This window comes from Coraliomargarita sinensis (genome assembly GCF_003185655.1).
In the GTDB taxonomy this organism is placed as follows: Bacteria; Verrucomicrobiota; Verrucomicrobiia; order Opitutales; family Coraliomargaritaceae; genus Coraliomargarita_B; species Coraliomargarita_B sinensis.
Window position 1 is genome coordinate 251807 of record NZ_QHJQ01000001.1, and the last position, 26995, is coordinate 278801.

The following is a 26995-nucleotide window of genomic DNA, read 5'->3' on the forward strand; positions in this document are numbered from 1 at the left end:
GTCAGAAGGCAAAGGTCGGGATTAAAACCATTCAGTTATGTATGGTGAGCACGGACGTAGAATACAGGCATGCGCAAGCGCAGCCTCTACTGCCGGAAGTGCCGCTTACGGGATCGTAATCTTCGCCGTGCCCGAGGAACTCGGGCGCATGCGCTCGCCGCCGTGTTCAATGGTGAGAAACTCACCGGCGGTAAAGAGAATATCCACCGGGCCGCTTTTTTCCAAAGTCACGCTTTCGCCTTCGCTCATGGTCTTCCGATAAAGCTCGGTATCATCTTCTTTCTGGCGCACGAGCACATAAACATTACCGCTGGCACGCAGGGTGACGGAGTTACTGCTGGCCGGGGTCTCGGAATTCTCCCCGCCACCGGTCAACATGTCACTGGCGCTGGAGGTTTCGCGGAGTTCGGGTTCAACCGGCTCCGAGCTCTCGCTGCCGCCACTGCCGAGGATGGCCCAAATGAGACCAAATACGACAAAGACCAGGGCCAGTGTCCCCACAAAAATCAGCCCGATTTTAAGGTAAAACGTTTTATCGCTCTCGTCCTCACGTTCGGGTGCTTCATCCTCGTCGTCAGATTCCTCGACGGCCGGGCCCGGTCTTGGAGAGATACGTCCGAGTGAAGGCGAGCTTTCTTCTTCGGCCTCTGGTGCGTCAGCCCGTTCCGGCTTCTTGACTTCCATTTGCCCGAACCATTCGGCTCCGGACTTTTTACCCAATCGGGTGTTGCTTAGCTGTTGCGCGTTGTAGTCGGTCAGGGTCTTTTCGACATCCAGCTTCAGGTAGCGCGCGTAGTTTTTCAGAAAGCCGCGCTTGTAAATATCCGGAAGATCGAAATCGAATTTGTTTTGTTCGATACTCGAAAGGAAATCACTGCGGATCTTGGTCGCTTCGGCTGCCTCGCGTAGAGAGATGCCCTTGCGCTTGCGTGCTTCTTCCAGTCGTTCCCCGATAGTTTGCATGAATGTCACCTATTTGAGCTTGGTAAGCAGCAACCGCAAGCATGAATCTTCTCTAGCCACGCTGAATCAACAAATCCGCCCATTCGCCATCGATACGTGAGTCGAGTTGGACCGGGCCGAGCTCCAGCTCTTCGAAGCGCGATTGGTAATGCGCCGACACCTGTTCCAGCTCCTTGGCCAGGATCCCGCTCAGGGCGAGGGTGCCGCCTGCGGCAACGGCATGCACGAGGTGGTCGGAATAGGGGATCAAGACATCGGTCTGAATATTGGCGAGAATCAGGTCGGCCTGGCGTGCCTTCAGGCCCGCTTCCAAATCCGCCACCACAAACGTGATCGGAGTGGTGATGTGGTTGTTCTCCACCACGTTTTCTTCACAGACGCGGATCGCTTCCGGGTCGAAATCAAAGGCATAAATATTTTTAAACCCGAGTGCTGCGGCCGAGAGAGCAAGCACCCCGGAGCCGCAGCCGGCATCGATCAGGTCGATCGTGTCGACTTGATCCGGATGAGCCTCCCTGTAGTCCAGCAGGCGGCGGGCGCACAGGCGGGTGGTCTCGTGAGCGCCCGTACCGAAGGCCATCCCGGCATCGAGGTAGACCACGCCGTCTCCCTCGGGCGGCGATATATTGTCTCGTTCCCAAAGTGGAATCCAATGGAGTTGGCGGTCGCTCCACGGTTTGACGAACTCCTTGTAGGCGTTCTGCCAGTCGGCATCGTTGATGGTGCTGAGGGCAAAGTCCTCCGGCAGTTCGGGAAATTCCTCCCGAAGCGTCGCCAGTTCGGCATCGGCGGTAGGCTCGTCCGGAAAGAAGCCGAAGACTTCGTAGGGGTCGTCGCGCTCGCGTTGCATCACACCCCAATAGATGGTTTCGGTTTCAAAGAAATAGGCTTCCAGTCGGTCGGCCAGTTCGGCCGGGACAATGGCGCGGAGTTCGGTTTGTGTGCTCACGTTATTTAATCACGAAGTTGCGTCTCGTACTGTTGATGGCACAGTTGTGCTTGCCAACAGAAATCAACCATCGAAAGGACCACTCAAAATGATTCATGCCTACGCCGCACAGGAACCCGGAGCCAAACTTGAACCTTTTGAATACGACCCGGGCCCGCTCGGGGCGAAAGAGGTGGAAATCAAAGTCGATTATTGCGGGCTCTGCCACAGCGATCTCAGCATGTTGAACAATGACTGGGGCCTGACCTCCTATCCTTTTGTCCCGGGGCACGAAGTCGCGGGGACGATCGCAGCAGTCGGCAGTGATGTGACGCATCTTTCGGTCGGCCAGGTGGTTGGCCTGGGCTGGCATGCCGGCTACTGTGAAACCTGCCCCAGCTGTTTGTCCGGGGATCATAACCTCTGTTCACAGGCGGACCAGACGATCGTGGGGCGTCACGGTGGCTTTGCTGACAAGGTGCGCGCAGAGGCGACCAGTGTTATTCCACTGCCTGACGGCGTGGACCCCGCGACGGCAGGCCCGCTTTTTTGTGGCGGGATCACGGTCTTCAATCCACTGGTGCAATACGAGATCAGCCCGACATCCAAGGTCGCGGTCATCGGGATCGGGGGGCTGGGCCATCTAGCGCTCGCCTTTCTCAATGCCTGGGGCTGCGAAGTGACGGCTTTCACCTCCAGCGAGGCCAAGCGCACGGAAGCGCTCGAGCTCGGTGCGCACAAGACGCTTAACTCCCGTGATGCGGGCGAGCTCGAAGCGGCGGCCGGGAGCTTCGACTTGGTCCTGTCGACTGTGAATGTGAAACTCGATTGGGAGGCTTATGTCAACACGCTGAAACCGAAAGGGCGCCTGCACTTTGTGGGGGCGACTCTGGAGCCGATCAAATTGGGTGTTTTCTCCCTGATCATGGCCCAGCGTTCGGTCTCCGGTTCACCGGTGGGCAGCCCCGCCACCATTGCCCGAATGCTGGAGTTTGCCGCGGCCCATGAAATCAAACCGGTGGTGGAACACTTTAAATTCGATCAGGTGAACGAAGCCCTGGCGCATCTCGAAAATGGCCAGGCCCGCTACCGCGTGGTGATGAGCCACTAACTAAAGTTGCTTTACCGGGATGTACGGTCGGTCAACGTAGGCAGCCCGCTTTAGCCGGCTGCCCGTCCGTGCAAACGGTTGCGCTAGTCCCCGCGGGGTCACAGGGCGAAACCACGGTGACGGCGCTCTGTAATCTGACTTCCCCAGCAGAGTCTGACATAGGAAATTAATTTAATTCACAACCGCTGCGCTAGAGCAGGGAGGAAGGGATTATGAAAATGGGTCTTTGTCGTCGAATGAGCCACGCCGGACAAGAGCGGGAGTCCTGCCGGTGTTGAAGCATCAACCCTTCGGCGGCTTGATCTTTCCTTTGCTCAAGCGCGCCACCACATCGGGGAGGAGGCGGTGCTCGGCGATGTGGATCTTTTTCGCCAGCAGATCGACCGTATCCGCATCCTCGACCCGCACTTCTTTTTGGTCGATGATCGGTCCGGCATCGAGCGCCGGGGTCACCCAGTGGACGGTGCAACCAGTAATTTTAACGCCGAAATCGTGAGCATCCCGAATCCCGTCGGAACCCTTAAAGCTGGGGAGCAGGCTGGGGTGCAGGTTGATCACACGGCCCTCGAAGGCCTCGATGAATTTCGCCCGGAGGATGCGCATGAAGCCCGCCAGCACGATGAGCTTGGGCGAGAAGCTCTCGATCCGCTCGATGTAGGCGTCCTCGGCGTCCTGGCTCAGGCGCGGGCCGGACTTGCCCGGATCCAGGTAGATCGCGGGCACTTTGAACTTCTGTCCGAGCGAAAGGATGCGGGCATCCTCCACATCACTGATGACCGCAGCGATCTTGGCCGCTCCCAGTTTTTTTGAAGCTTCGGCCTTGAGCAATGCTTCCGCATTGGAGCCCCTGCCGGATCCGAGAATGACAATAGGATAGGCCATTTGAGTGAGAAGTGAAAGTTAATGTGAAAGTGGGCGCATCGGATTTTCGGGTTCCCCTGACTTTGAACGAAAACCGGCAATCGGATAACTGTTGAACGGCGCGTGCGGCCTTACTGGAAGAAGTTTTTAGCTTTTTCGACGAACGATTCGCTGACCGGATTGGCCGGATCCCCGCAAGCTTCGGCATACTCCTCGAGTTTCGCCTTTTGCTCGCTGTTTAGTTTGGTGGGCACTTCCACCTGCACACGGATGAGCAGATCTCCCTTGCGGCCACCGCGCAGTGCGGGGATGCCCTGATCGCGCAGCCGGAAAGTCGTGCCGCTTTGTGTGCCGGGGGGGATTTTCAAGTTTCCTTTCCCGAAGAGGGTGGGCACATCAATCGAGCCGCCCAGTGCGGCGAGTGTGAATTTGATCGGCACTTCACAGAAAAGGTCATTATCGCGGCGCTCGAAGAGCTCGTGCTCTTTGACGTGGATGATGATGTAAAGATCGCCTGCCTGGCCGCCCATTTGTCCGGCCTCACCTTTGCCGCTGGAGCGCAGTTTGGAACCCGTGGCCACACCGGCAGGAATGCGCACATTGACCGTGCTGCTGTCCATGACGCGGCCTTCACCCCGGCAATCCGTGCAGGGCTTTTCGATGGTCTGGCCCGCGCCCTGACAGCTGGGGCAGACTTGACGGAAACTGATAAAACCACGGTTGGACGTGACCTGTCCGGCCCCGCCACAGGTCTGGCAGGTGACCTTTTTCGAGCCGGGCTCCGCACCACTGCCGCTGCACTTTTTGCAGGCCACCGGACGACGGTAACGAATTTCCTTCTCGGTGCCCTTGGCCGCCTCTTCCAAAGTAATTTCCAGATCGTAGCGTAGGTCCGCGCCGTGGGCCGCTCCACCGCCACCGGCATGCCCGCCGCCACCGCCGAAGAATTCTTCGAAGATGCCGCCACCGCCGCCGCCACCGAAGGCTTCGCGGAAGATATCGAACGGATCGTGCCCGGCGAATCCGCCGCCGCCACCTCCGCCGGCGCGGCCCATACCGCCCTGGGTGAAGGCCGCGTGGCCGTAACGGTCGTAGGCGGCACGCTTATCCTCGTCCTTCAGCACGTCGTAGGCTTCGGAAATCTCTTTGAATTTAGCTTCCGCTTTGGCGTCGCCGGGATTTTTGTCCGGGTGGTATTTGACCGCCAGTTTGCGATAGGCCTTTTTCAGTTCATCCGCCGAAGCGTCGCGTGAAACGCCCAGGAGTTCGTAGTAATCTCCGGATGCCATAATGTTTTAGCTTTCTTCTTTCGCTGGACCGCTGGAGACGATCACGTTGGCCGCCCGGATCAGGCGATCGTTCAGGCGATAGCCGGCGCGCGCGGTCTCGATGACATGGTCTTCCTCCACCTCGTCGGAGGGCTGATGGGCCACACATTCGTGCAGGTTCGGATCGAAGCGCTCGCCGTCGGGGATCAATTCTTCGAGGCCCTGTTCGGCCAGCGTTTTCTTGAGTTGGTCGTCGACCATTTTGAAGCCGATCGTCACATCCTTTGCCTCCGGATGGTTCTCGGCGGCCTGGAGGCCGAGCTTCATGGTGTCGAGCACAGGCAGCAGCTCCTCGATGACGCCGGCGGCGGCACTGCGAATGATGTCCTGCTTCTCGCGGCCCATGCGTTTGCGGTAATTCTCCAGATCGGCCACGGAGCGAAGGTAGCGTGCCTTCATCTCGGCGGCTTCCGCCTGCGCTTTTTCCAGCTCGCTGAGCTCAGGCTCGGCGGCGCTTGCTTCCTCGGCGGCAGCCTCCGGCTCAACTTCCACTTCGGCTGCGGCGGAGGTCTCCTCAAATTCTTCGGTTTCCTTGGTCTCTTTGTCTTTCATAGTGTGTCGTGTACGACAGTTACGGTCACTGCCGGTTTCAAAGTGAGCGCGGAAGTGTGGGGATTATTTAGCAGAGATCAAGAATGCACTTCCGGGCGTCGATACCAGAAGCCGCAGAGCTTTCGCCAGCGCACGGCGAGGGGAAAAAGCATCATAAAGAAAACCCAGCCCAGAATTTGCGGGCCGGAATACCAGTTCAGCTTGCGGGCCGAGGTCCGGGCGGGGGAGGAACGGATGATTTCGAAGCGGAGCCCTTTCCGCCGGCCCCATTTCTTGAGGAGGCGGGAGAGTCGCACTTCTTCGCTGGCGTAGAGTCGTTCGTCAAATCCATCGACCTCGCGAAACGCATCGGCCCGGCAGAAGAGGTAGCTCCCGGCCGCGATTTGCGTGAGTTTGGAGATGCGTTCCCACAGGCCGATCCCGAAGCGACCGACCGCGCTGATCGGCCCCTCGAACTGAATGATCGAGCCGCCGCCGACAAAGCGCCCGGAAGCAAGCATGTCCAGACTCTCCGCCAACAGGCCGGGGGAGATGCGGGTGTCGGCATCGACAAAGATCAAATGGCGGCCCCGGCTTTGATTCGCCCCGCTGTTCCGGGCGCGGGCGATCTGGTTGACCGGTTCAAAGACAACGTGGTCGGCACCATGGGCACGGGCCACATCCGCCGTATCGTCGGTGGAATTGTTGTCCACGACGACGATCTCTCCGGGAACCGCCTGCGCGGACATCGCCGTGCGGACCGCCGCCAGGGTGGCTGGGAGTTCCTGCGCTTCGTTGAACGCGGGAATGATGACCGAGTAGCTCGGCTCGGTGTTGATTTTCGAATCAGTCGGCATTCTGACTCCGTTCGATCACTGGCAGGTGCACTTCAAAACGCTTCAAAAACCAGGGGACATAGGGCCCGTTCCAGAATACGCCCCGGGCCTCCCCGTCGGCTTTATGGGTGGGATGGGAGTTCAGCCAAGCCTGCAGTTGTTTGCGTGCTGCATTGAAATTCTCCCTGGTGTAGCCTCCGCGCACGCCGATGCTGGCAACCAAGCGTTCGGGCAAATCGACCACTTTCACCTCGTCGGTGGAGGAAAGCTCGCGGTGACTGGCATCCGCGCCGATATAAAAATACATCCGGCCCGGCATCATTTCCGCTTCGACCGGAGTCGTCATGGCGATATCATTCCGGCTGATGTAGCGAAAGAGCGGGCGAAAGAGTCCGTTATTCTCGGAAAAATAATGATCCTTGCACTCAGAGACAATCATGCGGCTGGCGGGAATGGTCTTCAACTCCGTCGCACCCACCTCCGTTTGGGGGAAGGCCTGCTGATCCGCATGCGTTGTGCTTTGTAGGCTCATACTGATCAATATAAGCAGATAGTAGTATTTCACGAGGAAGAATCATGTTTCGGCGTCTCTGCCTTACAGGCGGTGAATGCGCTTGAGGGTTGGAATAATTCTTTCGGCGGTGCATCTTGACTGCATGCGTTTCAAAGAATTCACACGCGCCGTCAGCTTTTTTTGTCTCGCGGCCTTGTCGCTGCAGGCCGAGCCGGTGCAATCGGTCCATACCACGATCGACCTGGTTTCGGACAGCAGCGAGATCGTGCCGGGGCAGACCTTCCAGCTGGCCGTGACCTTCGACATGGAACCGGAGTGGCACATCTACTGGGAGAACCCGGGGGCCAGTGGCCTGCCGCCCGAGTTGGACTGGAAACTGCCCGACGGCTTTGAAGCCGGCGAAATCGTCTGGCCCGCCCCCGAGCGTATTTCCCTCGAAGGCCTGGTCAGCTACGGTTTTAAGGATACCGCCACGCTGGTCGTGCCGGTGGTGGCCCCGTCGGATCTTGAGCCCGGAGCCGAGATTCCGGTCCGGCTCGACCTCAGCTTTCTCATCTGTAAAGAAATTTGCCTGCCGGGTGATGCCAGCCTGGAGCTAACGCTACGCAGTGGTACGACTCAAAAACCGAGTGCCGATTCCGCGGTCTTTGAACGCGCACGTGAGGCTCAGCCCGGAGAGGAGGTCCCCTTCGAGGTGACGCCCATCGCCATGGATGAGAAAACACTGACGGTGGAGATTTCCGGTGCCGACCTGCCGGAATCGCTTTATTTCTACGCAGCGGAAGCGAGCATGCTCGATCCCAACGCCGACCAGCCTTACACCATCGCCGACGGCACCGGCCGTCTGAGCCTTCCCCTTGACTTTGCCTTTTTTGATCAAGAGCCCGGCAAAATCAAAGGTGTGCTGCGGTCGCCGGACCAAAGCTGGCATGCGGTGGTCCCGGTCAAGTCCCAGTCCAGCCGGGCCGCCTCGTCCGCCGAGTCCGCAGAGGTGTCAGTGGCCGCCTCCCCCGGGGGGCTGGAGCAAAAGCTGTTGGACTTCGGCCTCCTGGGCTGGCTCCTCCTCGCTTTCGTCGGCGGCTTGATTCTCAATGTCATGCCCTGTGTCCTGCCGGTGCTCTCGCTCAAGGTGTTTTCGCTGCTGAATCACAGCGGGCAGTCCCGCAGCCACGCTTTGGCGCACGGGATCGCTTATACGCTCGGTGTGGTGGCCAGCTTCATTCTCCTGGCGGCGGTGCTGTTCAGCCTTCGGGCACTGGGCGAAAGTATCGGCTGGGGCTTTCAACTGCAAAATCCGGGATTTGTGCTGGTACTCGGACTCGTTTTTTTCCTCTTCGGGCTCAACTTGCTGGGGGTCTTTGAGATTGGTTCCGGACTGGTCGGGGCCGATGCCAAAGTTGCCGGGCGTAAGGACCTATTCGGCTCTTTCGGAGTCGGAGTCCTGGCTGCGGTTGTAGGGGCGCCCTGTGTAGGGCCCTTTGTCGGTGGCGTCAGCGGGGTCGCGCTTCAGACCAATACCTTCACCGGGCTATTCATCTTTGCCATGCTCGGCTTCGGTATGGCCTCGCCATTTCTTTTCCTGGCCATCTTTCCCAAGCTGGTGGCGTACCTGCCCAAGCCGGGCCCCTGGATGGAAACCTTCAAACAATCGATGGGCTTCCTCCTCCTGGCTGCGCTGGTCTTTCTACTTTATCTACTCGGACAGCTGGGGGGGGGCGCCGCCATCACGGTGATGCTCGTTGTCCTGCTGGTCTCTGCAATCGCGGCCTGGGTCTACGGGCGCTGGGCGGCACCGGGGAAATCATTCAAGTCGCGGATCATTGCCCGGAGCATAACGATTCTACTGCTTGTAGCCGGTGCTTTCTGGGGCTTGCGTGCGATCGATGCGGCCTACGACAACTTTACCCGCGGTGTTGCCGGAGCGGCTACTGAAGACGGGCACTGGGCCCCCTGGAGCAAGGAGGCTGTCGAGCAGGCGATCGCCGAGGGGAAGCCGGTCTTTGTCGATTTTACGGCCACCTGGTGCCTGATCTGCCAGGTGAATAAAAAGACGGCGCTGCGCACGGATGAAACCCACGCGTTGTTTGAAGAGTACGACGTCGTCAGTCTTTCGGCCGACTGGACCCGCCGGGATGCCGCGATTACGGCCGAACTGGAAAAGTTCGGGCGGTCCGGCGTGCCCCTCTATTTGCTCTATAGCCCGGAGGGCGAGGTTTCGGTGCTACCGCAGAATTTGACCAACGGGATTATCCGGGAGGCGGTCGAAGGCCTCTTTGAGGATTAGCCGAATTAGATTTGCTATGTCTGCTCGCAGCGGCAAAAACGGGGCATGTTTTATGACGAGGTCAACGTGACTTTAAAGGCGGGCAAGGGCGGCGACGGCTGCTTCAGCTTCCGCCGTGCCAAGTATGAGCCCAAGGGCGGACCCGATGGCGGCGATGGTGGCCGCGGTGGCAATGTGTACATTGTGGGCGATACCAATGTCGCGGATCTGACGGATTTCCACTTCAAGCCCGGGTGGCGCGCCAAGAACGGCGAGCCCGGCCGGGGCAGTGATCAACACGGCGCCAAAGGCAGCCACCTGACGCTTAAGCTGCCCGTCGGGACCATCGTGGTGGACCGGGAGACGGGCGATCCGATCGCCGAGGTGACCGAACATGGCGAAGAAGTGCTCCTGCTCGAAGGTGGCGATGGCGGTAAAGGCAACGCCCAGTTCAAGTCCTCCACCAATCAGGCGCCACGGCAATTTACCCTCGGCAAACCGGGCGAGGAAGGGGAGTTTCGTCTCATCATCAAGACCATCGCCGATGTCGGTCTGATCGGCTTTCCCAATGCGGGTAAGTCCACTTTGCTGAACATGATGACCAATGCGCACCCGAAAACGGGCGCATACCCCTTCACCACCATGTTTCCGACGGTGGGCGTGCTGGAGTACCCCGATCAGTTTGAGCGGATCACGCTGGCCGATATTCCCGGCCTCATCGAAGGAGCCAGTAAAAACAAGGGGCTCGGGCACCGCTTCCTCAAGCATGTCGAACGCTGCAAGGTGCTTCTGGTCATGATTGATATGCAGGGCACCGACGGGCGTGAGCCGATTTCGGATTACCGCGTGCTGCAAAAGGAGCTCAAGTTGTACATGCCGGGGCTGGTTCGTAAGCCGGTGCTGGTTTGTGCGAACAAAATGGACGAACCGGACGCTCCGGATAACCTGGCAAGCTTCCGAAAAAAGGTGAAAGAGACCGTCTATCCAATTTCCTGTGTATCCGACGAGGGGTTCGAGGAATTGAAGCAGGCCCTTCTGGCGGAAGTGCTGGAAATACGCCGTGCGGAACGTGAAGAGGATTGACCCCGGGGTAAGCCGTTAGTAACGTTCGCGTACACACTATGTCCCGTGTCGTTCCATTTTTGCTTCTTTTCAGCATCAGCATATCTTTTGTGCATGCTGAATTTCGCACGTTTACGAACGATTTCGGGGACTCGGTTGAAGCCAAGCTGATCGAGTTGAAAAAGGAAGACAGCATTATCCGGATGCAGCTCAGGAACGGGCGCAAAATCGACGCGAAGCTTTCCGCCTTCAGCCAGTCCGATCAAAAATACATTCGTAAGTGGTGGGGTGAGGTTGTCGCTGAAAGACAGATCCTGCACAAGCAAGCGCGCATTGATGTGGAGATTAAGATTGATACCAAAACACGCTCCAGCGGGCACTCCAGTTGGTACTCGGAATCCGACGATAAAACAAAAATCTTTTATCCGGAAGTGACGATCGAAAACAATGAATCCCAGACTTTTAAGGGGAATGAACTGCGTCTGGTGATTTTTGCAGACGACATGCGCTACAAGGGGCAAATGAAAGTGGTTTCTGCCAGCAGCATTAAGACGGATCTGAAAGAGCGCGAGGAAATCGTTTTGGAACCCGACGCTTTTCGGCTCAGGCATTACGAGTATGACAGTAATTATTTTAACTACGATTACGAGTACGGTTACAAATACAGCGGTTATGCGATGACACTGAAAAACTCGAAAGGGGAAGTCATCTACGAAGACGCTACGAAAGATAAGTTCCTCAAATCAAAGCACTTATACAGCTGCAAAAAAGGCCAGATCTTTGACGAGGACTTCAAGCGCAGGCTGAAATCCAGCGGTAGCAGTTCTTCCTACGCCAACTAATAAATTTGTCTCTGAGCTTGTTGACCCGGTAACGAGGCCTCCCTCCCAGCGATTTTTCTCTTTGACCCTGCTCGGGTGCACGTGTGAGCGTGCACGGTTCACAGGCTTGTCGCAAAAAAAGCCTACACCCACCGGAACATCCGGAAAAAACCATAAACTTATTAAAGTATGAAATTCACCCGACAAATTCTATCTATCCTAGCGCTCAGCATGGGCGTGTCCTTGCAAACGTTCGCACAGGCTCCTGCGGCCCCCGCACAGCAACCGGACCAAATTTCCCAGCTCGCCGAGCTTGTGGGCTTAAGTGACACCCAGGAGCAGGAGATTCGCGATATCGTCGCCGAAATCGAGCCCAAGATCGAACGCCTGCAGACCGAGGCTCAAGCAGTTCAAGCGGAGCTCGTCGAACTATCCGGACCCGACTTTGACGAGGCCGCCATTCGCGAAAAGGCCTCCGAACTGGGGACCCTTGAGGGCGAGATGACTGCGTCGTCAATCATTCTGCAGTCCAAGGTTGATGCTGTATTTACAGAGGAACAGCGTCAGCAGCTGGAAGAAATGCAGCGCCAGCAACAGCAAATGCAGCAACAAATGCGTCAGCAACAGATGCAGCGCCAAATCCAGCAGCAGTTGCAACAGCAGCAGCAACAGCCACAACCGGGAGCGGGAGTCGCTCCGGCGAAGTAATCAAGCAGACTGACGACTGAATTTTTTATCGAAAGCCCGGGCATATGCCCGGGCTTTTTTGTGGGATCAAACTTTCCTCAGCGTGGTGTCGCCTGGAAAGATTGCCAATTGTGCCAGGCAAAAAGGGCCATGAAAATAGGGAGCAAAATGGTACCGAGATAGAAGTATCCGGCCACGCCGATGGCCACTGCGACAATCGCGCTGATCAAATGCACGTAACGTTGCTTCCGGGGTCCCAGTATCGCGGCCAGCATTTGGCCCCCGTCCATTGGGTAGACCGGGAGGCAATTCAGAATCGACCAGAATATACTGACCAAAATCAAATCACGCAGAAAAGGGCGGAAGAGTGAGCCTTCAGGAATTTGAATAAGACCGGCTAGACCAATTAGAAGGATGCCAAATGCGAATTGGAGGCCTGGACCCGCTGCCGTGACGAGAAAGGACTGTTTGCGGTCGAGTTGACCCGAGGGGTAAGAGGCAAATCCGCCAAAGGCCTGCAAGGTGATCGATGTCGGCAGACCGTATTTGCGGATCATCAGCGCATGGCCCAGCTCATGAATCATGATGGAAAGAAAGCCGGCGAAGGCGAAGACCGCCACCAGCATGATCTCGAGCGAGTTGGAAGCGTGCAAGCCACCCCCGATAAAGACCATTGTCAGCCAGAACCAGGGTTGCACGCAGACGGGGATGCCTAAAATGGAAAAGCGAATCATAGCGGGCAACATCGGTATTGGGGAATAAAAGCGCAAACACGGAAAATAAAATCTGATTGGAAGTCTCTTTTCCCAAAACCACGGAAAATGAAGCAGGGGGCCAGCCAGGATGCCTTGCCGGTGATCGAAGTGATCGAGCAGTGGCCGGTCTTGGAGGGCCGCGGCAATAAGCTCGCGGAACAACTGCCGGAGTTGAAACGGGAGATTGAAAACGCTCCCCGTTACGAACTCATCAGTTTCAGAAAATAGGAACGAAGTCCGAAAGGTTTTTCTTCAGGGACCCGCCTGTAGCCGAAGGCCTTCGCCTTTGGCCGCAGCGTTTCGAAAGCTCTCAGCTTGTCCCCAAAGCCTAAGGGCTTCGGCTACGGGTGAGGCGCATCTGAAGCCTTCCGGTTGACGCTTGTCCTCCGCCGGTACCTTTACCTAGGGCGGAAACTCAGAGGACTTAGGGGTGTTCTGTTTTGCTTTACGAAGGAAGAAGTCCTTCTCAGTCTTTCTATTGTGAGCCGCACACAGCAAATCGATATCGACGAAGCATCGTTCCAGCAGCGTGCTGAACTGAAAAGTCACCTGGCATGGGAGAGTTTTGTCGCGCTGGCCCGTAAGCCCGGCCGGGAACTGATTGTCGATTGCACCATGCAGCGGCGTGCGATGAAAAGCGGCTTCCTGCTCGCGCTTGCCTGGGGCCTGTCCAGGCGTATCAAAACATGGACGGACAAGAAACGGGTGGGGATCGTCTTTCCCCCCGGTCTGGGTGGCTACATTGCCAATCTGGCGGTCACTCTGGCGGGGAAGGTTCCGGTCAACCTAAACTTCACACTAGGCCCGGCCAGTGTCGAGTCCTGCATTCGCAGGGCAGATATTGACTGCCTGCTCACCACCCAGCGTGTACAAAAGAAGATGACCGGCTTCCCCTGGCCGGACGAAGGGATCGTCGATCTGGTCGAGGAGATGAAAACCCTTTCGAAGCCGAAGACCTTGGCGCTCCTTGCGGCGATCTATGTGCTGCCGGGCAAATTTCTGGCAAAATGTTTGAAGGTGCCTTCGACGGGCGACCGGGACGAGGCTGGCTTGCTCTTCACCAGTGGCAGCTCCGGCGAGCCGAAGGGAGTGGCGCTGACGCATCGGAATATTCTGAGTAACTGCGCCCAGATTGACACGGCCGGCTTGCTGCCGACCTCGGAGAAAGTGCTCGCGAACCTCCCGATTTTTCACAGCTTCGGCTTTACGGTGACGCTCTGGTATCCGCTGCTCCGGGGCTGCCCGGTCGTGACCTTGCCGTCCCCGCTGGAAGTGAAAAAAATTGCGGAGGCGATCCATGCGGAGTCGGCGACGATTTTGATCGGCACGCCCACATTTTTTAAGCCCTACCTGAAACGGGTGGAGCCGGAGCAGTTGGCTTCGCTCAAATACGTGATTGCGGGCGCCGAGAAGACGCCGGACGGATTTGCCGATGCCTGGGAGCAGCGCTTCGGCAGCATTTACTTTGAAGGCTACGGGCTGACCGAAACCTCGCCGGTCGTCTCGGTCAATCTACCGGACAAGCCGCAAGGGGTCGACTATCCCGGAGAGTCGGATGAGGGGAGCCGGCGCGGGTCTGTGGGGCGGTTGTTTCCCGGCCTGGCCGCGCGTATCCTGAATCCGGATACGCGTGTGGCTGCTTCTTGCGATGTCACCGGGTTGCTTGCTTTGAAGGGGCCCAACATATTTGAAGGTTATTTGGAGGATCCCGAGCGCACTGCTGAAGTGAAAGAGGGCGAGTGGTTCATTACCGGAGATCTCGCGCGTTTTGATGCGGACGGCTTTCTCTACATTGAGGGGCGCCTTTCCCGGTTTTCCAAGATTGGTGGCGAGATGGTGCCCCACGGCACGGTCGAGCAGGCCTTGATCGAGGCCTTTGATTTGCTCGACGCGGAAGCGCCGATGCTGGCGGTGGGCGCCCGCCCGGACGAGGCAAAAGGCGAGGCGCTGGTGCTGATTGCCGCCATCGATCTCGAACTGAGCGACGTGCGGGAGAAGCTCGCCTCCGCCGGTTTCAGCAATCTCTGGATTCCAAAAGAGATGAAACGGGTGGAGTCGGTCCCGACGCTGGCCACCGGAAAGCTCGACTTGCGGGGGATTCAGGAGCTGGCCGCATCGGCCTGATCGCCGCAGGCCTTCCTCAGTCGCGCTTGCAAGTGAGTGCGGCGCACTTGTTGCTCGTTGTTCTTGATCGCCATGGCATAGGCGTCGAGCGAGCCGACGAGGTAGACCTTCGACTTTGCCCGGGTGATGCCGGTGTAAACCAGATTTCGTTGCAGGAGCAAAAAGTGTTGTTTGAGCAGGGGGATGACGACGACCGGATACTCGCTGCCCTGGCTCTTGTGGATGGAGATGGCATAGGCGAGGTGGACATTGGCCATTTCGCCTTTGGTGTATTCGACTTGGGTCTCGCCAAAATCAACGGTCAGTCCGGAGCGATCCGGAGCGATGGCCCGGATGATGCCGGTATCACCGTTGAAGACATTCTTGTCGTAGTTGTTGCGGTTTTGGATGACCTTGTCGCCGATTCGGAAGGTGGTGCTACCGTATTCGAGCTCCGCCGGCAGCGGCTTGCGGGTCTTTTCCCGAAAGTGGGTTTGCCTGGCGGCGGCATAATCCGGATCGGAGCGCATGCGTGACTCGGCCTGGTCTTTCGAGTTGAGTACTTCTTGCAGTTCGGCGTTTAAGAGCGTGATCCCGCCCTTGCCCCGGTGCATGGGCGACATGATTTGCAAGTCCTTGATCGGATCGATGCCATGCGTTTTGGGGATGTACTCACGGGCGAGATATTTTATCGCAAGGACGCATTGCTCCGGATCTTCCGCCTCGATGAAGGTAAAGTCCTTTTCCGGGTCGAGCTCCCGAAGACTGCGAAAGGTCATGCCCGGATGCGTCTCGCCGTGGAGAATCGCGTGGGCGGTGGTCACGATACCGCTTTCTTTGCCCTGTCGATAGATGGTATCCAGGCGCGTCACTTTTGCGGGAGGTGCGGTCAGCAGATCGCCCAGTATGTTGCCGGCCCCGACGGAGGGGAGCTGATCGGCATCGCCCACCAGAAGCAGGTGCGCTCCGCTCGGAACGGCATCGAAGAGGTGTGCTGCCAGTCGGGTATCGAGCATACTCGTTTCGTCAAGTATCAGAAAGTCGCAGGGCAGTGGCTCGTCTGCATTGTGTAGAAAGCTTCGGCTGGCGGCGTCAAACTTGAGCAGCCGGTGAATGGTACTGGCCGGCGCCCCGGATGCTTCGGCCAATCGCTGGGCGGCACGCCCGGTCGGAGAGGCGAGGGCAATGCGCACTTTCTTGGCCCGCAGGATGTCGACGACAGCACGGAGGATCGTGGTCTTTCCTGTCCCCGGGCCGCCGGTGATGGCGGACACTTTTGACCGAAGCGTATTCTGTAGGGCCGTGCGTTGTAGGCTAGCCATCTCAAAACCGGTGCGTTGCTCGGCCCAATCGATCGCGGCATCGACCTTGATCGAAGGGAGGATCGACTTGGTCTGACTGATCTGTGCCAGTGCTTCGGCGATTCGTTTTTCTGCGCCAGCTGTCTTGGGGAGCTGGTAGCCGGGGCCAAGACTTTGTCCGGCACTATCGACGGCATTGACCTTGAAGAGCCTTTCTGCCCGGTTCAGCGCGGTGATGTACTGCTGGACAAGGCCCGGCTCAAGATTGAGTAAGCGTGTGGCTTGCTCCAAAATCATTTCAGCGGTGCCCAGTGTGTGACCATCGTCTTCAAGTTGCCGCATGGTGTGGAGAATGCCCGCCTCGATGCGTTCTTTCGAATTGGTGGGGAAGCCCAGGTTGAGTGCGATTTTATCCGCGGTTTTGAAGCCGATGCGTTCGATGTCCTCGGCCAGCCGGTAGGGCTCGTCCTGGAGAATGCGTTTGGCGCCGTTGCCGTATTTTTTCACGAGGCGGACGCATTGGGCCGGCGTGACGCCATAGGTCTGCAAGAACATCATCACGTCCCGGACCGCGCGCTGCTCATCCCAGGCCAGTTTGATTGATTTGGCCCGCTGCTTGCCGATGCCCGGGACTTCGTGCAGGCGCCCCGAATCTTCGCTGATCACGCGCAGGGTATCCGCTCCGAAGTAGTCGACGATCTTCTTCGCATAGGACTTGCCGATGCCATGAATCAGACCGCTGCCGAGGTATTTGCGGATCCCGTGCACGGATGCCGGGAGCTGGGATTTAAAGCGGGCAAATTTGAACTGGTCTCCGTGTTGTGGATGTCGCGTCCATTCACCGTTCAGCCGAAGGGTTTCCCCACACTGCACCCCGGGTAGCTGCCCCAGGATCGTGACCGGCGTTTTCCCCTCGGGCGTGCGGAGCTCGGCAATGCAATAGGCCGAATCCTCGTTGAAGTAGATAATTCTTTCAAGGACTCCGGTGATGCTCTGGTCTGTCTGATGGGGAGCGGACATGCTTTACTCCAATCAAGATATGCCCGTGCGTAGGTCGATACGAAAAAGCCCCCGCAAAGTGCAGGGGCTTGGAAAGAGACCGAATATTACTCGGAAATGACCGGTGGGTCATCGGGAGGATCTTCAGGCGGACCGCCGGGATCGCCGTCCTCGGTTTCCATCGTGAAGATGATGTCATCGAATTCGACATTACCTACGACTTCGACTTGGCCGAACGTAATGCCCGGACGCCCTTGGGCGGACTGCACTTGGAAGTCCTGCTGGCCGGGTCGGTACAGCGCGGTCTGAATGACAGACTCGGTGCCGGCACCTTCAGGAACGAAGCGGAAGATCGCATACCGGCGCTCCAAGTCATCGAAGATTTGCAGGGCACGGTCCTCATTCGCACTCACCCGGACGGAGTAGGAGTCCTCGATTTCCTTGAAGTAATCGAGTGGGACACTGACAACTTCATGGCTGCTTTGAGCCGCGAGGTAAGGTGTGTAAGCCCCGCCGGTGGCCGCGAGTTCGGCGCGCTGTAGCATACCCTGATCATCCTCGTAGGTGGCGACCCCGGTGGCACCCTGGCTGTCCTCGAAGTAGCTCGGGAGTTGATCCAGGAAGTAAACTTGAACCAGACCGCTGGTCTGCGTACTGTACTGGGCCGCAAAGGTGCGAACCTGAGTTTCCTTCTTCATATCCACAATGATGATGCACTCCTCGTTGGACGGGAATTCATAGGTTGTCGTGGGGTCCTCATCCAGAAGGTTCAGGATCTTGTCGATCGGGCCTCCGCTCACGTAAGCGATGCGGGTACCCGTGTAGGCCGACGCAAAATCATAATCAATGATCGGGGATTGCGCCTGTATGAGCTCCTCTTCGCTTTCACCCTTTCCAAGGGTGAACTCGGCTTGGGTAATCTTCAGAGGTCCGGTCGCGCCGAAATTACCAATCGTACCGGATTTGCTGATATCAAAGCGCACCATAATAAACCGGGTCTCGACTTCCGGGAATGTCACGGAGGGGAGTTCGCCCGATTTAAAGTCGATCTCTTTGGTCAGCGCGATCCAGGCATCACTCTCGACATCCTCCAGAGTGTCCGATTTGAAAAGCTGGAAATCACCGGAGGCACTTTGATTGTTCAGGAAGAAACGAGAAACCCGCATGAACTGGCCCAGATCAATGATGTAGTCGTGTCGACCATTCTCGATCGTATAGGTTAGGGCGGAGTTGTCGCTGAGAAAGATGGACTCTTCAAAGTAACCGACATCGGGCACCTGTATCCGCTGAAACTGATCGTCTTTGACCAGGATGAGCGTGGCGCCCATGTGCCAGCGGGCCAGGTTCTTCGGGATTCGTTCAAGCTCCTCGGTGGTGGGCTCGGGAATACGATAAAGATCAACGGTGGCAGACGACTGTGCCGGGAGCACCCCTTGTGAGTAGATGGCGGCACAGGTGATTGCGAGTGCCCGAAGCGAGCCTCGCGGTAGGAGGGTGAGTGTGCTCATAATAATTTGAGGTTAAATTACACAGCGGATGCGGATTATTTACCCTAAAGGTAGCGATCTGTCTACGCGATTGCAATCCTGTAATTTTACGTAGGGAGGTGTTAAATTAAGCTTTACGATAGGCTTATTCGGAGTAGTATTGCAATCGTTAGGCTACTTGGTTCGCCTTCACCTATCCTACCTACGAACAACAATCCGCAAAATCTCTATGAAACTGCCCATGCAGTATATAAGAGTCGCCGTTTTGGCTGCGTGTGCCTCGACGCTCTCAGTCTCCGCACAAGTTGATAAAACACCCGATTTCGCGCCTTTCCTTCTGGATAAACGTGTCGAGCGCGAGGATTACAACTTTCGGCTGGGTCCCATGCTGGTCGATATGGTCGGCTCCTTTGGAATTGAGTATAACGATAATATCAACACGTCCGAAGTCGCGCCGATCGAGGATGTGATCCTTCAGCCGGGCATTTCCTTTGGCCTGAAGTGGCAGATCAACGAATACAATGAACTGGATGCGAATCTTGGCTTGGAATACTGGCATTACCTCAGCGAGAGTGAGCTGAATGACTTCAGCAACCAGATCGGGCTCACTCCCAATACGGAGCTTTCCTTCCGGGTGTTGATTAAAGATATCACCTTTCGGATTTACGACCGCATCCAATATTCCTTCGATTCAGCCGACTCTGTCGTGGTGGATCCGGTCACCGGTAACGTTATCGATAGCGATCCCGAAGCGTTTACCCGTTTCCGGAACGTTTTAGGGATTCAAACCGAATGGTTTATCGGCGAAACGATCTTCAGCGCCCAGCTCAGCCGGGAGGATATTTACAGTCCGGAGGATATTTTCGAATACGTGAACCGCTACGAACACAAGGCGGCATTGAACGTCGAGCGCGCGCTGGCCGCTAACTTCACTACCGGCCTGGGTATTTCTTACTCCACGATCGACTTTGACCTGGCGGTCAACAACGACGCGGATACGTTTACCTTCGGCCCGTGGATCGATTGGAAAATTACGGAATTCATCGGTCTCTACGCTGGTGTCGCGTACAACGACTATGATTTTGAAACGGGTGCCCTAACAGACGGCACTGTTTTTGGCGACGACTCCGAACTCGAGGATTACACTTGGATGGTGCGCCTGAGCCACGTCGCCAACGAAGTGTTTAACCACCAAGTCGAATGGTATCGCGCCATCTCTGTCAGTAACACAGCCAACAGTAACGTACTCGACGGCATCCGCTACTCCTTCGCCTATAACATCATGCCCAGAATCCGCCTGGATGGGGCAGTTGGGTATGAAGAGAGCGAAAGTTCAGGTGGCCTGATCAATGACGACTTTGACCGCTGGATATGGGGTTTGTCGACCGAGGTCTTATTGGGGCCGCAATTAACTGCAGATATAGGCTATCGTTACATCGATAAAGAGTCCGATGCCGCATTTCAAAGTTATGAACAAAATCAGTTTCGCATTTTCTTAAAATACGACTTTTAATTAAATGCTCTGAAACGATGTTTGTCTACCTACGGAAAGTTTGTGTGCCCGTTCTCCTGGCTTTGGGGATGTGCACTGCCCTGATGGCGGATAACGGGACTCAAACTGTACCTGCCGACACAGACCCGGATTACATGTCGCTGCTGGATGATGACTGGGAGTTGAAATCCGGCGATCGCGTTGTTTACGAAGTCCTGGAAGAACGGGAGGACGAGCCAATGCTTTTGGTGGTCAATGGTAACGGCGATCTCCGTGTCCCGCTCATTGGTCGTGTGGAGGCGCAGGGCAAAACGAGCAAACAACTGGCGTTTGAAATAAAAAAAGAATTGGAGAAGGAATTTTTTCACCGCGCCACCGTGGTGATCAGTCAGCGGGAGGAAGACCGCAACCGGGGGCGTATTTCTGTCATCGGTGAAGTAAGGCGTCAGGGAGAACAAATCATCCCCGTGGATTCGCCGCTGACTCTCAGCCAAGCGATCATGCAAAGTGGCGGCTTTTCTGCCGAGGCAGACCGTTCGAAGGTCAGCGTGGTCGGCCAAGGGGAGCAGCAGGCGCGCCTGGAAATAGATCTAGGTGCCATGCTGGAAAGCGGCGACCTCTCGCAGGATCCGATCCTCAAACCCGGGGATTCAGTCATCGTGCCCCGTACCGATCAGTCAAAGAACCAGGTCTATGTCCTTGGTGCGGTCAATGCCCCCGGGCTTTATTCCATTCGCGGGAGTAATTTTACCTTGAGCCAGGTGATATTGATGGCGAAAGGCTTTACCCGTTTTGCCCGCAAGAACAAGGTGCGCCTGGTTTCCAAAGACGAGAGTGGTGAAAAAGTGGAGCGTGAGATTGATGTGGGAAAGATACTTGAAGGCGGCGACCGTGCCAAAGATCCTGTCATCAAGCCGGGCGATATGGTAATTGTTGATGAGAAGATGATTAGTTTTACTGGTTAGTTTTTGGATCGGCCCCTAATCTATGTAGAATAAATGAGTGACCTATTCAATGACGACAACCAGGCAGGGAAGGTGGATTATGCGGAAATACTGCATAAAAGCATTTACCGGACGAAGATCGTGCTCAAGCGCTTCTGGTGGGTCTTGCCGGTCGCGGTGTCGTTGGGTGTCGCCTACAAGGCCATCGAGAGCTTTTTAGAAGCGCCGAATTATCGCTCGAATGCCCAGATGATGTTGAGCGGACGGATCTCACTCCCGGAGAATGAGCTTTATGCGGAGGAGCGTGCCAATTTCTTCGGCACACAAATTGAGCTGATGGAAAGCAGCCAGGTGAAATCCCGGGCGATCGAGCGGGTGAAACTGACAGAACCCGAAGTCTACGAGAGTCTGGAGCAAAAAGAAGAGTTTCTCAATGAGGGGCTGCGTAGTCTCAAAATTGCAGCCGAGGTGAAGGATGACACCTCAATTTTCGCACTCTCTGCCATCACCCCGGACCGAAAGTTTTCGCAGGAATTCCTCGATGCGGTCATGGCGGAATACATCAACCGGCGGAGTGAAATGCGGGCCAAGACCTCTGAAAAGACCTACGACGCGATCGCTGCAAAAATCAAGTCACTCGAGGACGAGATTAATCAAAACGAAGATGCCATCGTCGATTTCCAACGCAAAAATAATATAGTGTTCATACAGGAGCAGGGGTCTGCAGCCGGCACCTATCTTGCTGATCTTAAACGGCGACTCGCCGAATTGAAGACGGAGTCACGGACGCTATCATCGATCTCGGACAGTAGTGAAGTTGAGGAACTTATCTTGAAGGATGTTCCCACGCCGGACGACGGCTCCTCGGACGGGACCATTGTTTCCGCAATCGGCTCCAAGGAAGATAACGAAAAATACACCGAAGCGAAAAATCAACTCGATCAACTGAAGGCTGATTTGGAGGAGTTTGAAATTTACCTTAAGCCCAAGCATCCGAAAATTATCGGCCTCAAGGATCAAATCGAGCGCACTTCCAACCAACTGGAAATCCTGCGGAGACAAGCCTTTGAGCGAATCGGAGAGCGCAAGCTCGTGATCGAGCGCCGCATCGACAACCTGAATGATGAAATCGCGATTTGGGAGCAGAGTGCACTGGAGAACGGACGACTGATTGCCGAATTTGAGCGTCTGCAGTCCCGCCTCGAACGTTCCAAGGCCGCCTACGAACGCAACCAGGAAGCGCTTCGTGCCATCGACACAGGCCAGAGCCTGAGCCAGGAGACCGTGAGTGTCCTGGAAGACGCCAGCCCGGCCTATCCGGCCGGGCAGGGGACCGTCATCCGCCTCGCCGAGGGGGCGGCATATGGCATCGTCCTGGCGATCGGCGTACTCGCCCTGATCTCTTTTCTGGACAACCGGATTTTTTCCGCCGCAGATATTACGAATCATTTTGATGAGCCCCTCCTGGGTGCGATTCCTTTCGAAAAAAACCATGATGGGGATCATACCATGGTTCTTCTTCGGAAAAGCGATGAGCGCTATATCTTTGCGGAGGCATGCCGGAATTTGCGCACCTCTGTTTTCTTTATGGGGGACGAGTCATGGAAGCCGTCAGTTTTTGCCGTGACCAGTGCGGTGCCTTCTGAAGGAAAATCCACGGTTTCGGCAAATCTCGCGGTGGCCCTTTCGTTCTCCCACTCCAAAGTGCTTTTGGTCGATGCGGATTTGCGGAGAGGCCGCCTGCACAAGCTCATGAATTTGGATTTTGATGGTGGGCTGACGGACGTTCTCGAAGGCCGCAAAGAGATGGAAGAGGTGATTCAGCGCAGCACCTATGACAATCTGGATTTTGTCTCGATTGGCGGGCACCCTGACCACCCGGCCGAATTGTTAATGAGCGACTCAATGGAGCAGTTTATCAAACATGCGAGGGAGCACTACGATTTCATTGTATTTGATACGGCCCCGATTCTCGCGACAGACGACACGACTAGCTTTGCGCCCTTCGTGGATGCGGTCCTGTTTACCGTTCGCTGTTCGTACACGCATCTGCGACAAATCAAGCCGGCTATTGCGCGCCTGAAGGAGCGCAGCACGAATGTGGACGGCATCATTCTGAATTATGTCGATACCGCGCAGCCCGGTTATTACTACTATCGTTACTCGGAATATTACACGAGTACTCAGAAGCCGGAAGACAGCGTAAAATCTGTGGGAGGGGTCTAACCCGGACTTGGACTTAAGACTGACCATGGAAGGAGATCCCTGGAAAAAGAAAAGGCGCCGCAGTAAACAAAAGCGTCACCGCTCACATTCGCCCGGTGGCCGGAAGGGCCAGGCAAACATATCCGGTGAATACGCCAAAAGGCACAGCCGCAAAGATGTCGCGCCCACTTCCTCATTCGCATCGATTCAACCGTCGAGCGCACCAATAACGGTCGAGGTAAAGAAAGAACCACCTCCGGTTTGGCTTGGGTACCTGTTGGGTCTGGCCGGTGTGACGTTACTGATTTTGCTTGGAGGCGGGCACAACGTTTATGCCCTGGCGCTTTCGCTTCTTTTGCCGGGGGTAGCGCTGTTAGCTCATCCGCCCCAGCAGAGCCCGGGGCTATGGCTGGACCGTGCGGCGATTGCATTTCTCGCCTTTCTGCTGTTGGCTTTTGTCCCTTCGTTCTACTGGCCGGAGGCTGAGTGGCGAAGTGCTGCCCGGGATATTTTCCAGATCGAACTTCCCGCAAGTCTATCCGTTCAACCGTGGGGTAGCTTTGAAGCATGGGTCTCTGCTCTGGCAGGGTTTGCCTGGTTTTATGCAGCGAGTTCATGGAAGATCAATCATCAGGGCAGGCGGTCCTTTTATCTCGTGCTCTCTCTGGTGTTGGGCTTGCTGTCACTCGTCGTGCTATGGGGCAACATGTCCGGGGCAAAATATCCCAGTGCAGAGGACTCCACCGTTTTCAGCTTTTTCCCGAACCGTAACCAGACAGCCAATTTTCTAGCGGTCGGCGGTGTGGTGGCGTTCGGTTATGCCATGTGCGCCTTACGCTCCCGGAGGTTAACGCCGATTCTGGGTGTTATTGTTTCGGGACTTTGTTTCCTTGCGCTTGTATGGGGCATCTCACGTGCGGGTGTCCTGCTCTTTTTTACCGGGATAGTACTTGGGTACGTGCTGCAACTGGCCTGTGGGCGCATCCCCAGGGGAATCAAGCTCGGCTTCCCTCTTTTCCTGTTGGCGTTCAGTGTGTTTATTGTGAGCAACTCCCGGACCACGGAGCGGATTGTCGATTTCGCTGCATCTGCGGAAGGCTGGTCTGAAGAGTTCCGGGTACTGATGGCTAAAGATACCTGGGCCATGATTAAGAGTGCCCCGCTAGCCGGGCATGGGCTCGGGAGCTTCCCGGCAGTATTCCCCCAGTACCGGGAGCTCTCCGCGAACCATCAGCGTGCGGTGCATCCGGAGAGTGATGTGCTTTGGCTGACCGCGGAAACGGGGCTTCTTGGTTCGGCTCTTTTTCTCGGTTTCCTTGTCGCTTACCTGATTCGATGCCGAGGGCTGAGCCACGGGCCGAGTGGTGGCTACCGAATTGTTGCGATGGCTGCACTATTCGTTTTCTTGCTCCACTCTTTTGTCGATGTTTCCGGGCACCGCCCCGGCACCGTTTATTTTGCGATTCTAATCGCCGCCCTGGCATTGCCGCATGACAAAGCCCAGCTGCGGGCTTATCGCCCCCTGTTCTGGCGTGCCTGCGGTGCTTTCCTCGTCCTCGTCGGGTTGATGTGGGGACTGGGAGGCGTCACCGGGCTTCCATTGCATTCTTCAATCGCGGTGGAGCGCAAGGAATCCAGAATAGAGGAAAGCATCGAACTGGGCGACTACACAAACGGGTTGGACCATGTCGATAAGTGGATCGGGCAACGCCCACTCGATTGGCGTGCATATTTTCAGCGTGCCACACTGACTCTCTCCGAATCCGGTGCGCGTGCGCGTGCCGCTGCTGATTTTCGGCGCGCCCGATTTGTCGAACCAAATATTGGAGTGGTCGCGCTGGAGGAAGGCTATGCCTGGCTTGACTACGACCCAGAGCGAACGATTGCGGCCTGGCGTGAACTCTTTTCCCGGGAATTTGAAAACAGGGATTCCGTCTTCCGGCGTATTTTAAATACAGCCGAACGGAATCAGAAGCTTCTGGACGGGTTGGCCCGATTGTCGGACCTGTATCCTGAGTTTCGGGTTTATTTTCTCAACTTCCAGTCCGGGGACTTCCTGATGCAAGAACTGGCGCGTGATTTGAAAAATGATCCACGTCTATCACTGTATACGAGGGAACAACGCACCTCGATTCTTAAAAACTGGATACGACGGGGTGATCGTGAAGCGGCGAAGGAATTCCTCCAGGAAAATGCATCGGGCTTGAACCAATCGTGGTGGCTTTGGTCATTGCTGCACAAAGAGCAGGCAAAATTCGAATCTGCCGTGCAGTACATCCGCGGAGCACTCAATCCGCCCGAGTTACCTGAAGTTAAAGTAAAAGGCGTTCCCCTTGAGCGCCTGAAACGGGAGTTTTCCGTCGTTCCGGGTGATGTGATGAAGGGGACGGCCTTGCTTCACGTGTATATCGCTGAAGGTAATTTTCAGAAGGTTAGAGAGGTGGCCCAGACAATGATTTCCGCCCAAAGAGAGGTACCATTATATGTGCTTTATTGGCATGCCGAGAGCTACTTCCATCTGGAAGATTATATTGAGACCTGGTACGCCTATGAGCGTTACCTCAAGAAGCTCTGGGACGAGGATGAGTGATGGAGCCGTTGACCCGGGTGTATCGAACGCCCCAAGCCAACGGCCAGTTTATCAAGTACTCCTAAAAAGACTTCTGCCAACCTATGGTGATGATCGAGTCGGTCTCGAGCTGGTGACCGTTCAACTCCTGCCATAAGGGAAGGCGCAAGTCGGCCGAGACCCGGTGCCCTTTGATCCGGCCCGAGGGGCCCAGTAGGTTAAAGCCGAAGGTCACATCGACACGTTCGCCGCCGTAGTTGTCCTTAAAGGCGGTGGTCACGGATCGACCGTTCGGCCCCACGAGCCCGATGTCGTCCTGGCTTCCGTTCAGCTTACCGGTGTATTTGTAGCTAAGCCCTGAGTTTACGGCCAGCCAGTCCGTGAGGTTGTAACCGGTCCAGCCGAGGAGTTCGAAGACATGGCCCGAGCGGTAGTCGTTGTCGTTTTCACTCTCAAGACGAAGCGTGCCGTTGGCCTGCGCGCCCCAGGACCAGTCCTCAAACTGCTGGACGTAAGTGAGCGAAGGCAGCAGGTCGTAAGTGCCGGAGCCGAGCTGCATCGAGGCGGGGAGTTGGTTCGAATTGAATGTCGGCGGCATGCCGGGCCTAGGGGTGTTGTCTTTTTCGTCGATAGATCCCGTGGGCAGGCTTACGCCAAGGCCGAAATGAGCCTTGCGGTTGCCTTCCAGGTAAAAGCGATAAAGCGCGCTCAGCTTGATGTCGCCCCAGCCAGAGCTCTCGGTGGTGAAGTCATCACCGCCGACGACGTTTAACAGCATCCCGGGGGCCGCCGGGTTGATACGATGGTGCATCACGGTTTCGAGGTAGTTCGCCATCAGCATAACGGTTAACTGTTCCGTGGGCGCGTACATCAGTCCAAACATATGCATGTCCATCGACATTTCCGTGGGCGTTACGGTGTAGCCATCGTCAGCAGCGAAGACGTCTGTGGACGAGGCCCGAGTGGAGCCGTTGCGCATGCCGTCCATATCCATATGCATGTAGCGGTAGGAGAGCATCCAACCTCCTTTGGCGTGAGTATGGTCACCCATTACGGAAATGGGGGCGTGCCCGTCGGGACGGCTGATACTGTTGAGGTCGGCGGCGCAGCACGGGAAGAGTGGCGCCGGTGTTTCCGCCATGCAGGCGGCAGTGATAAAAGATAATAAGGCGATTTTAAATTTCATAGTTGTCGTGTGTACACGCGCAGCAACCGACCGCGGGCGGCGCGATAAA

General features: G+C 56.4%; 22 protein-coding genes. 11 read left to right on the plus strand and 11 right to left on the minus strand.

Annotation, left to right across the window (positions count from 1 at the left end):
* Positions 1-105: 105 nt before the first annotated feature.
* Positions 106-963, minus strand: a complete 858-nt coding sequence (locus DDZ13_RS01155; protein WP_110129587.1) for a helix-turn-helix domain-containing protein — start codon at positions 961-963, stop codon at positions 106-108.
* 52 nt (positions 964-1015) lie between these two features.
* Positions 1016-1912, minus strand: a complete 897-nt coding sequence (locus tag DDZ13_RS01160) for a 50S ribosomal protein L11 methyltransferase (RefSeq protein ID WP_110129588.1) — start codon at positions 1910-1912, stop codon at positions 1016-1018.
* Between the two features lie 88 nt (positions 1913-2000).
* On the opposite strand from DDZ13_RS01160, the gene ahr reads away from it, so the two are divergent.
* Positions 2001-3002 (plus strand): NADPH-dependent aldehyde reductase Ahr, encoded by a 1002-nt coding sequence (ahr, locus tag DDZ13_RS01165; RefSeq protein WP_110129589.1) that lies wholly within the window; start codon positions 2001-2003, stop codon positions 3000-3002.
* A 282-nt stretch (positions 3003-3284) separates the two neighbouring features.
* Here the strand turns inward: ahr and purN are convergent, their stop codons facing one another.
* The 5 genes from purN to DDZ13_RS01190 all read right to left on the minus strand — a co-directional run bounded on the left by purN (position 3285) and on the right by DDZ13_RS01190 (position 7090).
* Positions 3285-3884 carry a phosphoribosylglycinamide formyltransferase gene (gene purN / locus DDZ13_RS01170; protein ID WP_110129590.1) on the minus strand — a complete coding sequence of 200 codons (600 nt, stop codon included), beginning with the start codon at positions 3882-3884 and terminating at the stop codon, positions 3285-3287.
* A 110-nt stretch (positions 3885-3994) separates the two neighbouring features.
* Positions 3995-5152 carry a molecular chaperone DnaJ gene (gene dnaJ / locus DDZ13_RS01175; protein WP_199221022.1) on the minus strand — a complete coding sequence of 386 codons (1158 nt, stop codon included), beginning with the start codon at positions 5150-5152 and terminating at the stop codon, positions 3995-3997.
* A 6-nt stretch (positions 5153-5158) separates the two neighbouring features.
* Positions 5159-5743: a nucleotide exchange factor GrpE gene (locus tag DDZ13_RS01180; protein WP_110129592.1), complete on the minus strand. Its 585-nt coding sequence runs from the start codon at positions 5741-5743 to the stop codon at positions 5159-5161.
* 77 nt (positions 5744-5820) lie between these two features.
* Positions 5821-6579 carry a glycosyltransferase gene (locus DDZ13_RS01185; protein ID WP_110129593.1) on the minus strand — a complete coding sequence of 253 codons (759 nt, stop codon included), beginning with the start codon at positions 6577-6579 and terminating at the stop codon, positions 5821-5823.
* Complete coding sequence (locus tag DDZ13_RS01190; protein ID WP_146209190.1) at positions 6569-7090, minus strand: heme-binding protein; 522 nt, start codon at positions 7088-7090, stop codon at positions 6569-6571. The genes DDZ13_RS01185 and DDZ13_RS01190 overlap by 11 nt, the downstream gene beginning before the upstream one ends.
* A gap of 124 nt (positions 7091-7214) precedes the next feature.
* Here DDZ13_RS01190 and DDZ13_RS01195 point away from each other — a divergent pair, with 124 nt between their 5' ends.
* The 4 genes from DDZ13_RS01195 (at position 7215) to DDZ13_RS01210 (ending at position 11926) form a co-directional block, all read left to right on the plus strand.
* A complete protein-coding gene (locus DDZ13_RS01195; protein ID WP_158279724.1) occupies positions 7215-9356 on the plus strand; it encodes a protein-disulfide reductase DsbD family protein in 2142 nt (713 codons plus the stop codon).
* A gap of 45 nt (positions 9357-9401) precedes the next feature.
* Entirely contained in the window at positions 9402-10418 is a 1017-nt protein-coding gene (gene obgE / locus DDZ13_RS01200) for a GTPase ObgE (protein ID WP_110129596.1), read from the plus strand.
* A 38-nt stretch (positions 10419-10456) separates the two neighbouring features.
* Positions 10457-11239, plus strand: coding sequence for a hypothetical protein (locus tag DDZ13_RS01205; protein ID WP_158279725.1), 783 nt, complete (start codon positions 10457-10459; stop codon positions 11237-11239).
* Between the two features lie 168 nt (positions 11240-11407).
* Entirely contained in the window at positions 11408-11926 is a 519-nt protein-coding gene (locus tag DDZ13_RS01210; protein WP_110129598.1) for a Spy/CpxP family protein refolding chaperone, read from the plus strand.
* Between the two features lie 77 nt (positions 11927-12003).
* On the opposite strand, the gene DDZ13_RS01215 is transcribed toward DDZ13_RS01210, so the two are convergent.
* Positions 12004-12639, minus strand: a complete 636-nt coding sequence (locus tag DDZ13_RS01215) for a metalloprotease (protein ID WP_110129599.1) — start codon at positions 12637-12639, stop codon at positions 12004-12006.
* 87 nt (positions 12640-12726) lie between these two features.
* Here DDZ13_RS01215 and DDZ13_RS15405 point away from each other — a divergent pair, with 87 nt between their 5' ends.
* Positions 12727-12888: a hypothetical protein gene (locus DDZ13_RS15405; RefSeq protein ID WP_158279726.1), complete on the plus strand. Its 162-nt coding sequence runs from the start codon at positions 12727-12729 to the stop codon at positions 12886-12888.
* A gap of 252 nt (positions 12889-13140) precedes the next feature.
* Positions 13141-14784 carry an AMP-binding protein gene (locus DDZ13_RS01220; RefSeq protein WP_110129600.1) on the plus strand — a complete coding sequence of 548 codons (1644 nt, stop codon included), beginning with the start codon at positions 13141-13143 and terminating at the stop codon, positions 14782-14784.
* On the opposite strand, the gene recD2 is transcribed toward DDZ13_RS01220, so the two are convergent.
* Both recD2 and DDZ13_RS01230 read right to left on the minus strand, forming a co-directional pair.
* Positions 14760-17084, minus strand: coding sequence for an SF1B family DNA helicase RecD2 (gene recD2, locus DDZ13_RS01225; RefSeq protein WP_110129601.1), 2325 nt, complete (start codon positions 17082-17084; stop codon positions 14760-14762). The genes DDZ13_RS01220 and recD2 overlap by 25 nt on opposite strands.
* 86 nt (positions 17085-17170) lie before the next feature.
* Complete coding sequence (locus DDZ13_RS01230; RefSeq protein WP_110129602.1) at positions 17171-18571, minus strand: hypothetical protein; 1401 nt, start codon at positions 18569-18571, stop codon at positions 17171-17173.
* 220 nt (positions 18572-18791) lie between these two features.
* On the opposite strand from DDZ13_RS01230, the gene DDZ13_RS01235 reads away from it, so the two are divergent.
* The 4 genes from DDZ13_RS01235 to DDZ13_RS01250 are packed head-to-tail and all read left to right on the plus strand — an operon-like array spanning position 18792 to position 25781.
* On the plus strand, positions 18792-20063 hold the full coding sequence (locus DDZ13_RS01235; protein ID WP_158279727.1) for a porin family protein: 1272 nt from the start codon (positions 18792-18794) through the stop codon (positions 20061-20063).
* Between the two features lie 17 nt (positions 20064-20080).
* Positions 20081-21007, plus strand: coding sequence for a polysaccharide biosynthesis/export family protein (locus tag DDZ13_RS01240; RefSeq protein ID WP_110129604.1), 927 nt, complete (start codon positions 20081-20083; stop codon positions 21005-21007).
* A 33-nt stretch (positions 21008-21040) separates the two neighbouring features.
* A complete protein-coding gene (locus tag DDZ13_RS01245) occupies positions 21041-23212 on the plus strand; it encodes a GumC family protein (RefSeq protein ID WP_110129605.1) in 2172 nt (723 codons plus the stop codon).
* A gap of 25 nt (positions 23213-23237) precedes the next feature.
* Positions 23238-25781 (plus strand): O-antigen ligase family protein, encoded by a 2544-nt coding sequence (locus DDZ13_RS01250; protein ID WP_110129606.1) that lies wholly within the window; start codon positions 23238-23240, stop codon positions 25779-25781.
* A gap of 61 nt (positions 25782-25842) precedes the next feature.
* Here DDZ13_RS01250 and DDZ13_RS01255 read toward each other — a convergent pair whose 3' ends face one another.
* Positions 25843-26946, minus strand: coding sequence for a transporter (locus tag DDZ13_RS01255; RefSeq protein ID WP_110129607.1), 1104 nt, complete (start codon positions 26944-26946; stop codon positions 25843-25845).
* Positions 26947-26995 lie beyond the last annotated feature (49 nt).

Excerpts from the sequence above, each read along its gene's own strand:
- obgE (WP_110129596.1), top strand. The coding sequence starts at position 9,402 with ATGTTTTATGACGAGGTCAACGTGACTTTAAAGGCGGGCAAGGGCGGC.
- DDZ13_RS01205 (WP_158279725.1), top strand. The coding sequence starts at position 10,457 with ATGTCCCGTGTCGTTCCATTTTTGCTTCTTTTCAGCATCAGCATATCT.
- DDZ13_RS01155 (WP_110129587.1), bottom strand. The coding sequence starts at position 963 with ATGCAAACTATCGGGGAACGACTGGAAGAAGCACGCAAGCGCAAGGGC.
- purN (WP_110129590.1), bottom strand. The coding sequence starts at position 3,884 with ATGGCCTATCCTATTGTCATTCTCGGATCCGGCAGGGGCTCCAATGCG.
- DDZ13_RS01185 (WP_110129593.1), bottom strand. The coding sequence starts at position 6,579 with ATGCCGACTGATTCGAAAATCAACACCGAGCCGAGCTACTCGGTCATC.
- DDZ13_RS01190 (WP_146209190.1), bottom strand. The coding sequence starts at position 7,090 with ATGAGCCTACAAAGCACAACGCATGCGGATCAGCAGGCCTTCCCCCAA.
- dnaJ (WP_199221022.1), bottom strand. The coding sequence starts at position 5,152 with ATGGCATCCGGAGATTACTACGAACTCCTGGGCGTTTCACGCGACGCT.
- DDZ13_RS01210 (WP_110129598.1), top strand. The coding sequence starts at position 11,408 with ATGAAATTCACCCGACAAATTCTATCTATCCTAGCGCTCAGCATGGGC.
- DDZ13_RS01245 (WP_110129605.1), top strand. The coding sequence starts at position 21,041 with ATGAGTGACCTATTCAATGACGACAACCAGGCAGGGAAGGTGGATTAT.
- DDZ13_RS01230 (WP_110129602.1), bottom strand. The coding sequence starts at position 18,571 with ATGAGCACACTCACCCTCCTACCGCGAGGCTCGCTTCGGGCACTCGCA.
- ahr (WP_110129589.1), top strand. The coding sequence starts at position 2,001 with ATGATTCATGCCTACGCCGCACAGGAACCCGGAGCCAAACTTGAACCT.
- DDZ13_RS01215 (WP_110129599.1), bottom strand. The coding sequence starts at position 12,639 with ATGATTCGCTTTTCCATTTTAGGCATCCCCGTCTGCGTGCAACCCTGG.
- recD2 (WP_110129601.1), bottom strand. The coding sequence starts at position 17,084 with ATGTCCGCTCCCCATCAGACAGACCAGAGCATCACCGGAGTCCTTGAA.
- DDZ13_RS15405 (WP_158279726.1), top strand. The coding sequence starts at position 12,727 with ATGAAGCAGGGGGCCAGCCAGGATGCCTTGCCGGTGATCGAAGTGATC.
- DDZ13_RS01240 (WP_110129604.1), top strand. The coding sequence starts at position 20,081 with ATGTTTGTCTACCTACGGAAAGTTTGTGTGCCCGTTCTCCTGGCTTTG.
- DDZ13_RS01180 (WP_110129592.1), bottom strand. The coding sequence starts at position 5,743 with ATGAAAGACAAAGAGACCAAGGAAACCGAAGAATTTGAGGAGACCTCC.
- DDZ13_RS01235 (WP_158279727.1), top strand. The coding sequence starts at position 18,792 with ATGCAGTATATAAGAGTCGCCGTTTTGGCTGCGTGTGCCTCGACGCTC.
- DDZ13_RS01250 (WP_110129606.1), top strand. The coding sequence starts at position 23,238 with ATGGAAGGAGATCCCTGGAAAAAGAAAAGGCGCCGCAGTAAACAAAAG.
- DDZ13_RS01255 (WP_110129607.1), bottom strand. The coding sequence starts at position 26,946 with ATGAAATTTAAAATCGCCTTATTATCTTTTATCACTGCCGCCTGCATG.
- DDZ13_RS01195 (WP_158279724.1), top strand. The coding sequence starts at position 7,215 with ATGCGTTTCAAAGAATTCACACGCGCCGTCAGCTTTTTTTGTCTCGCG.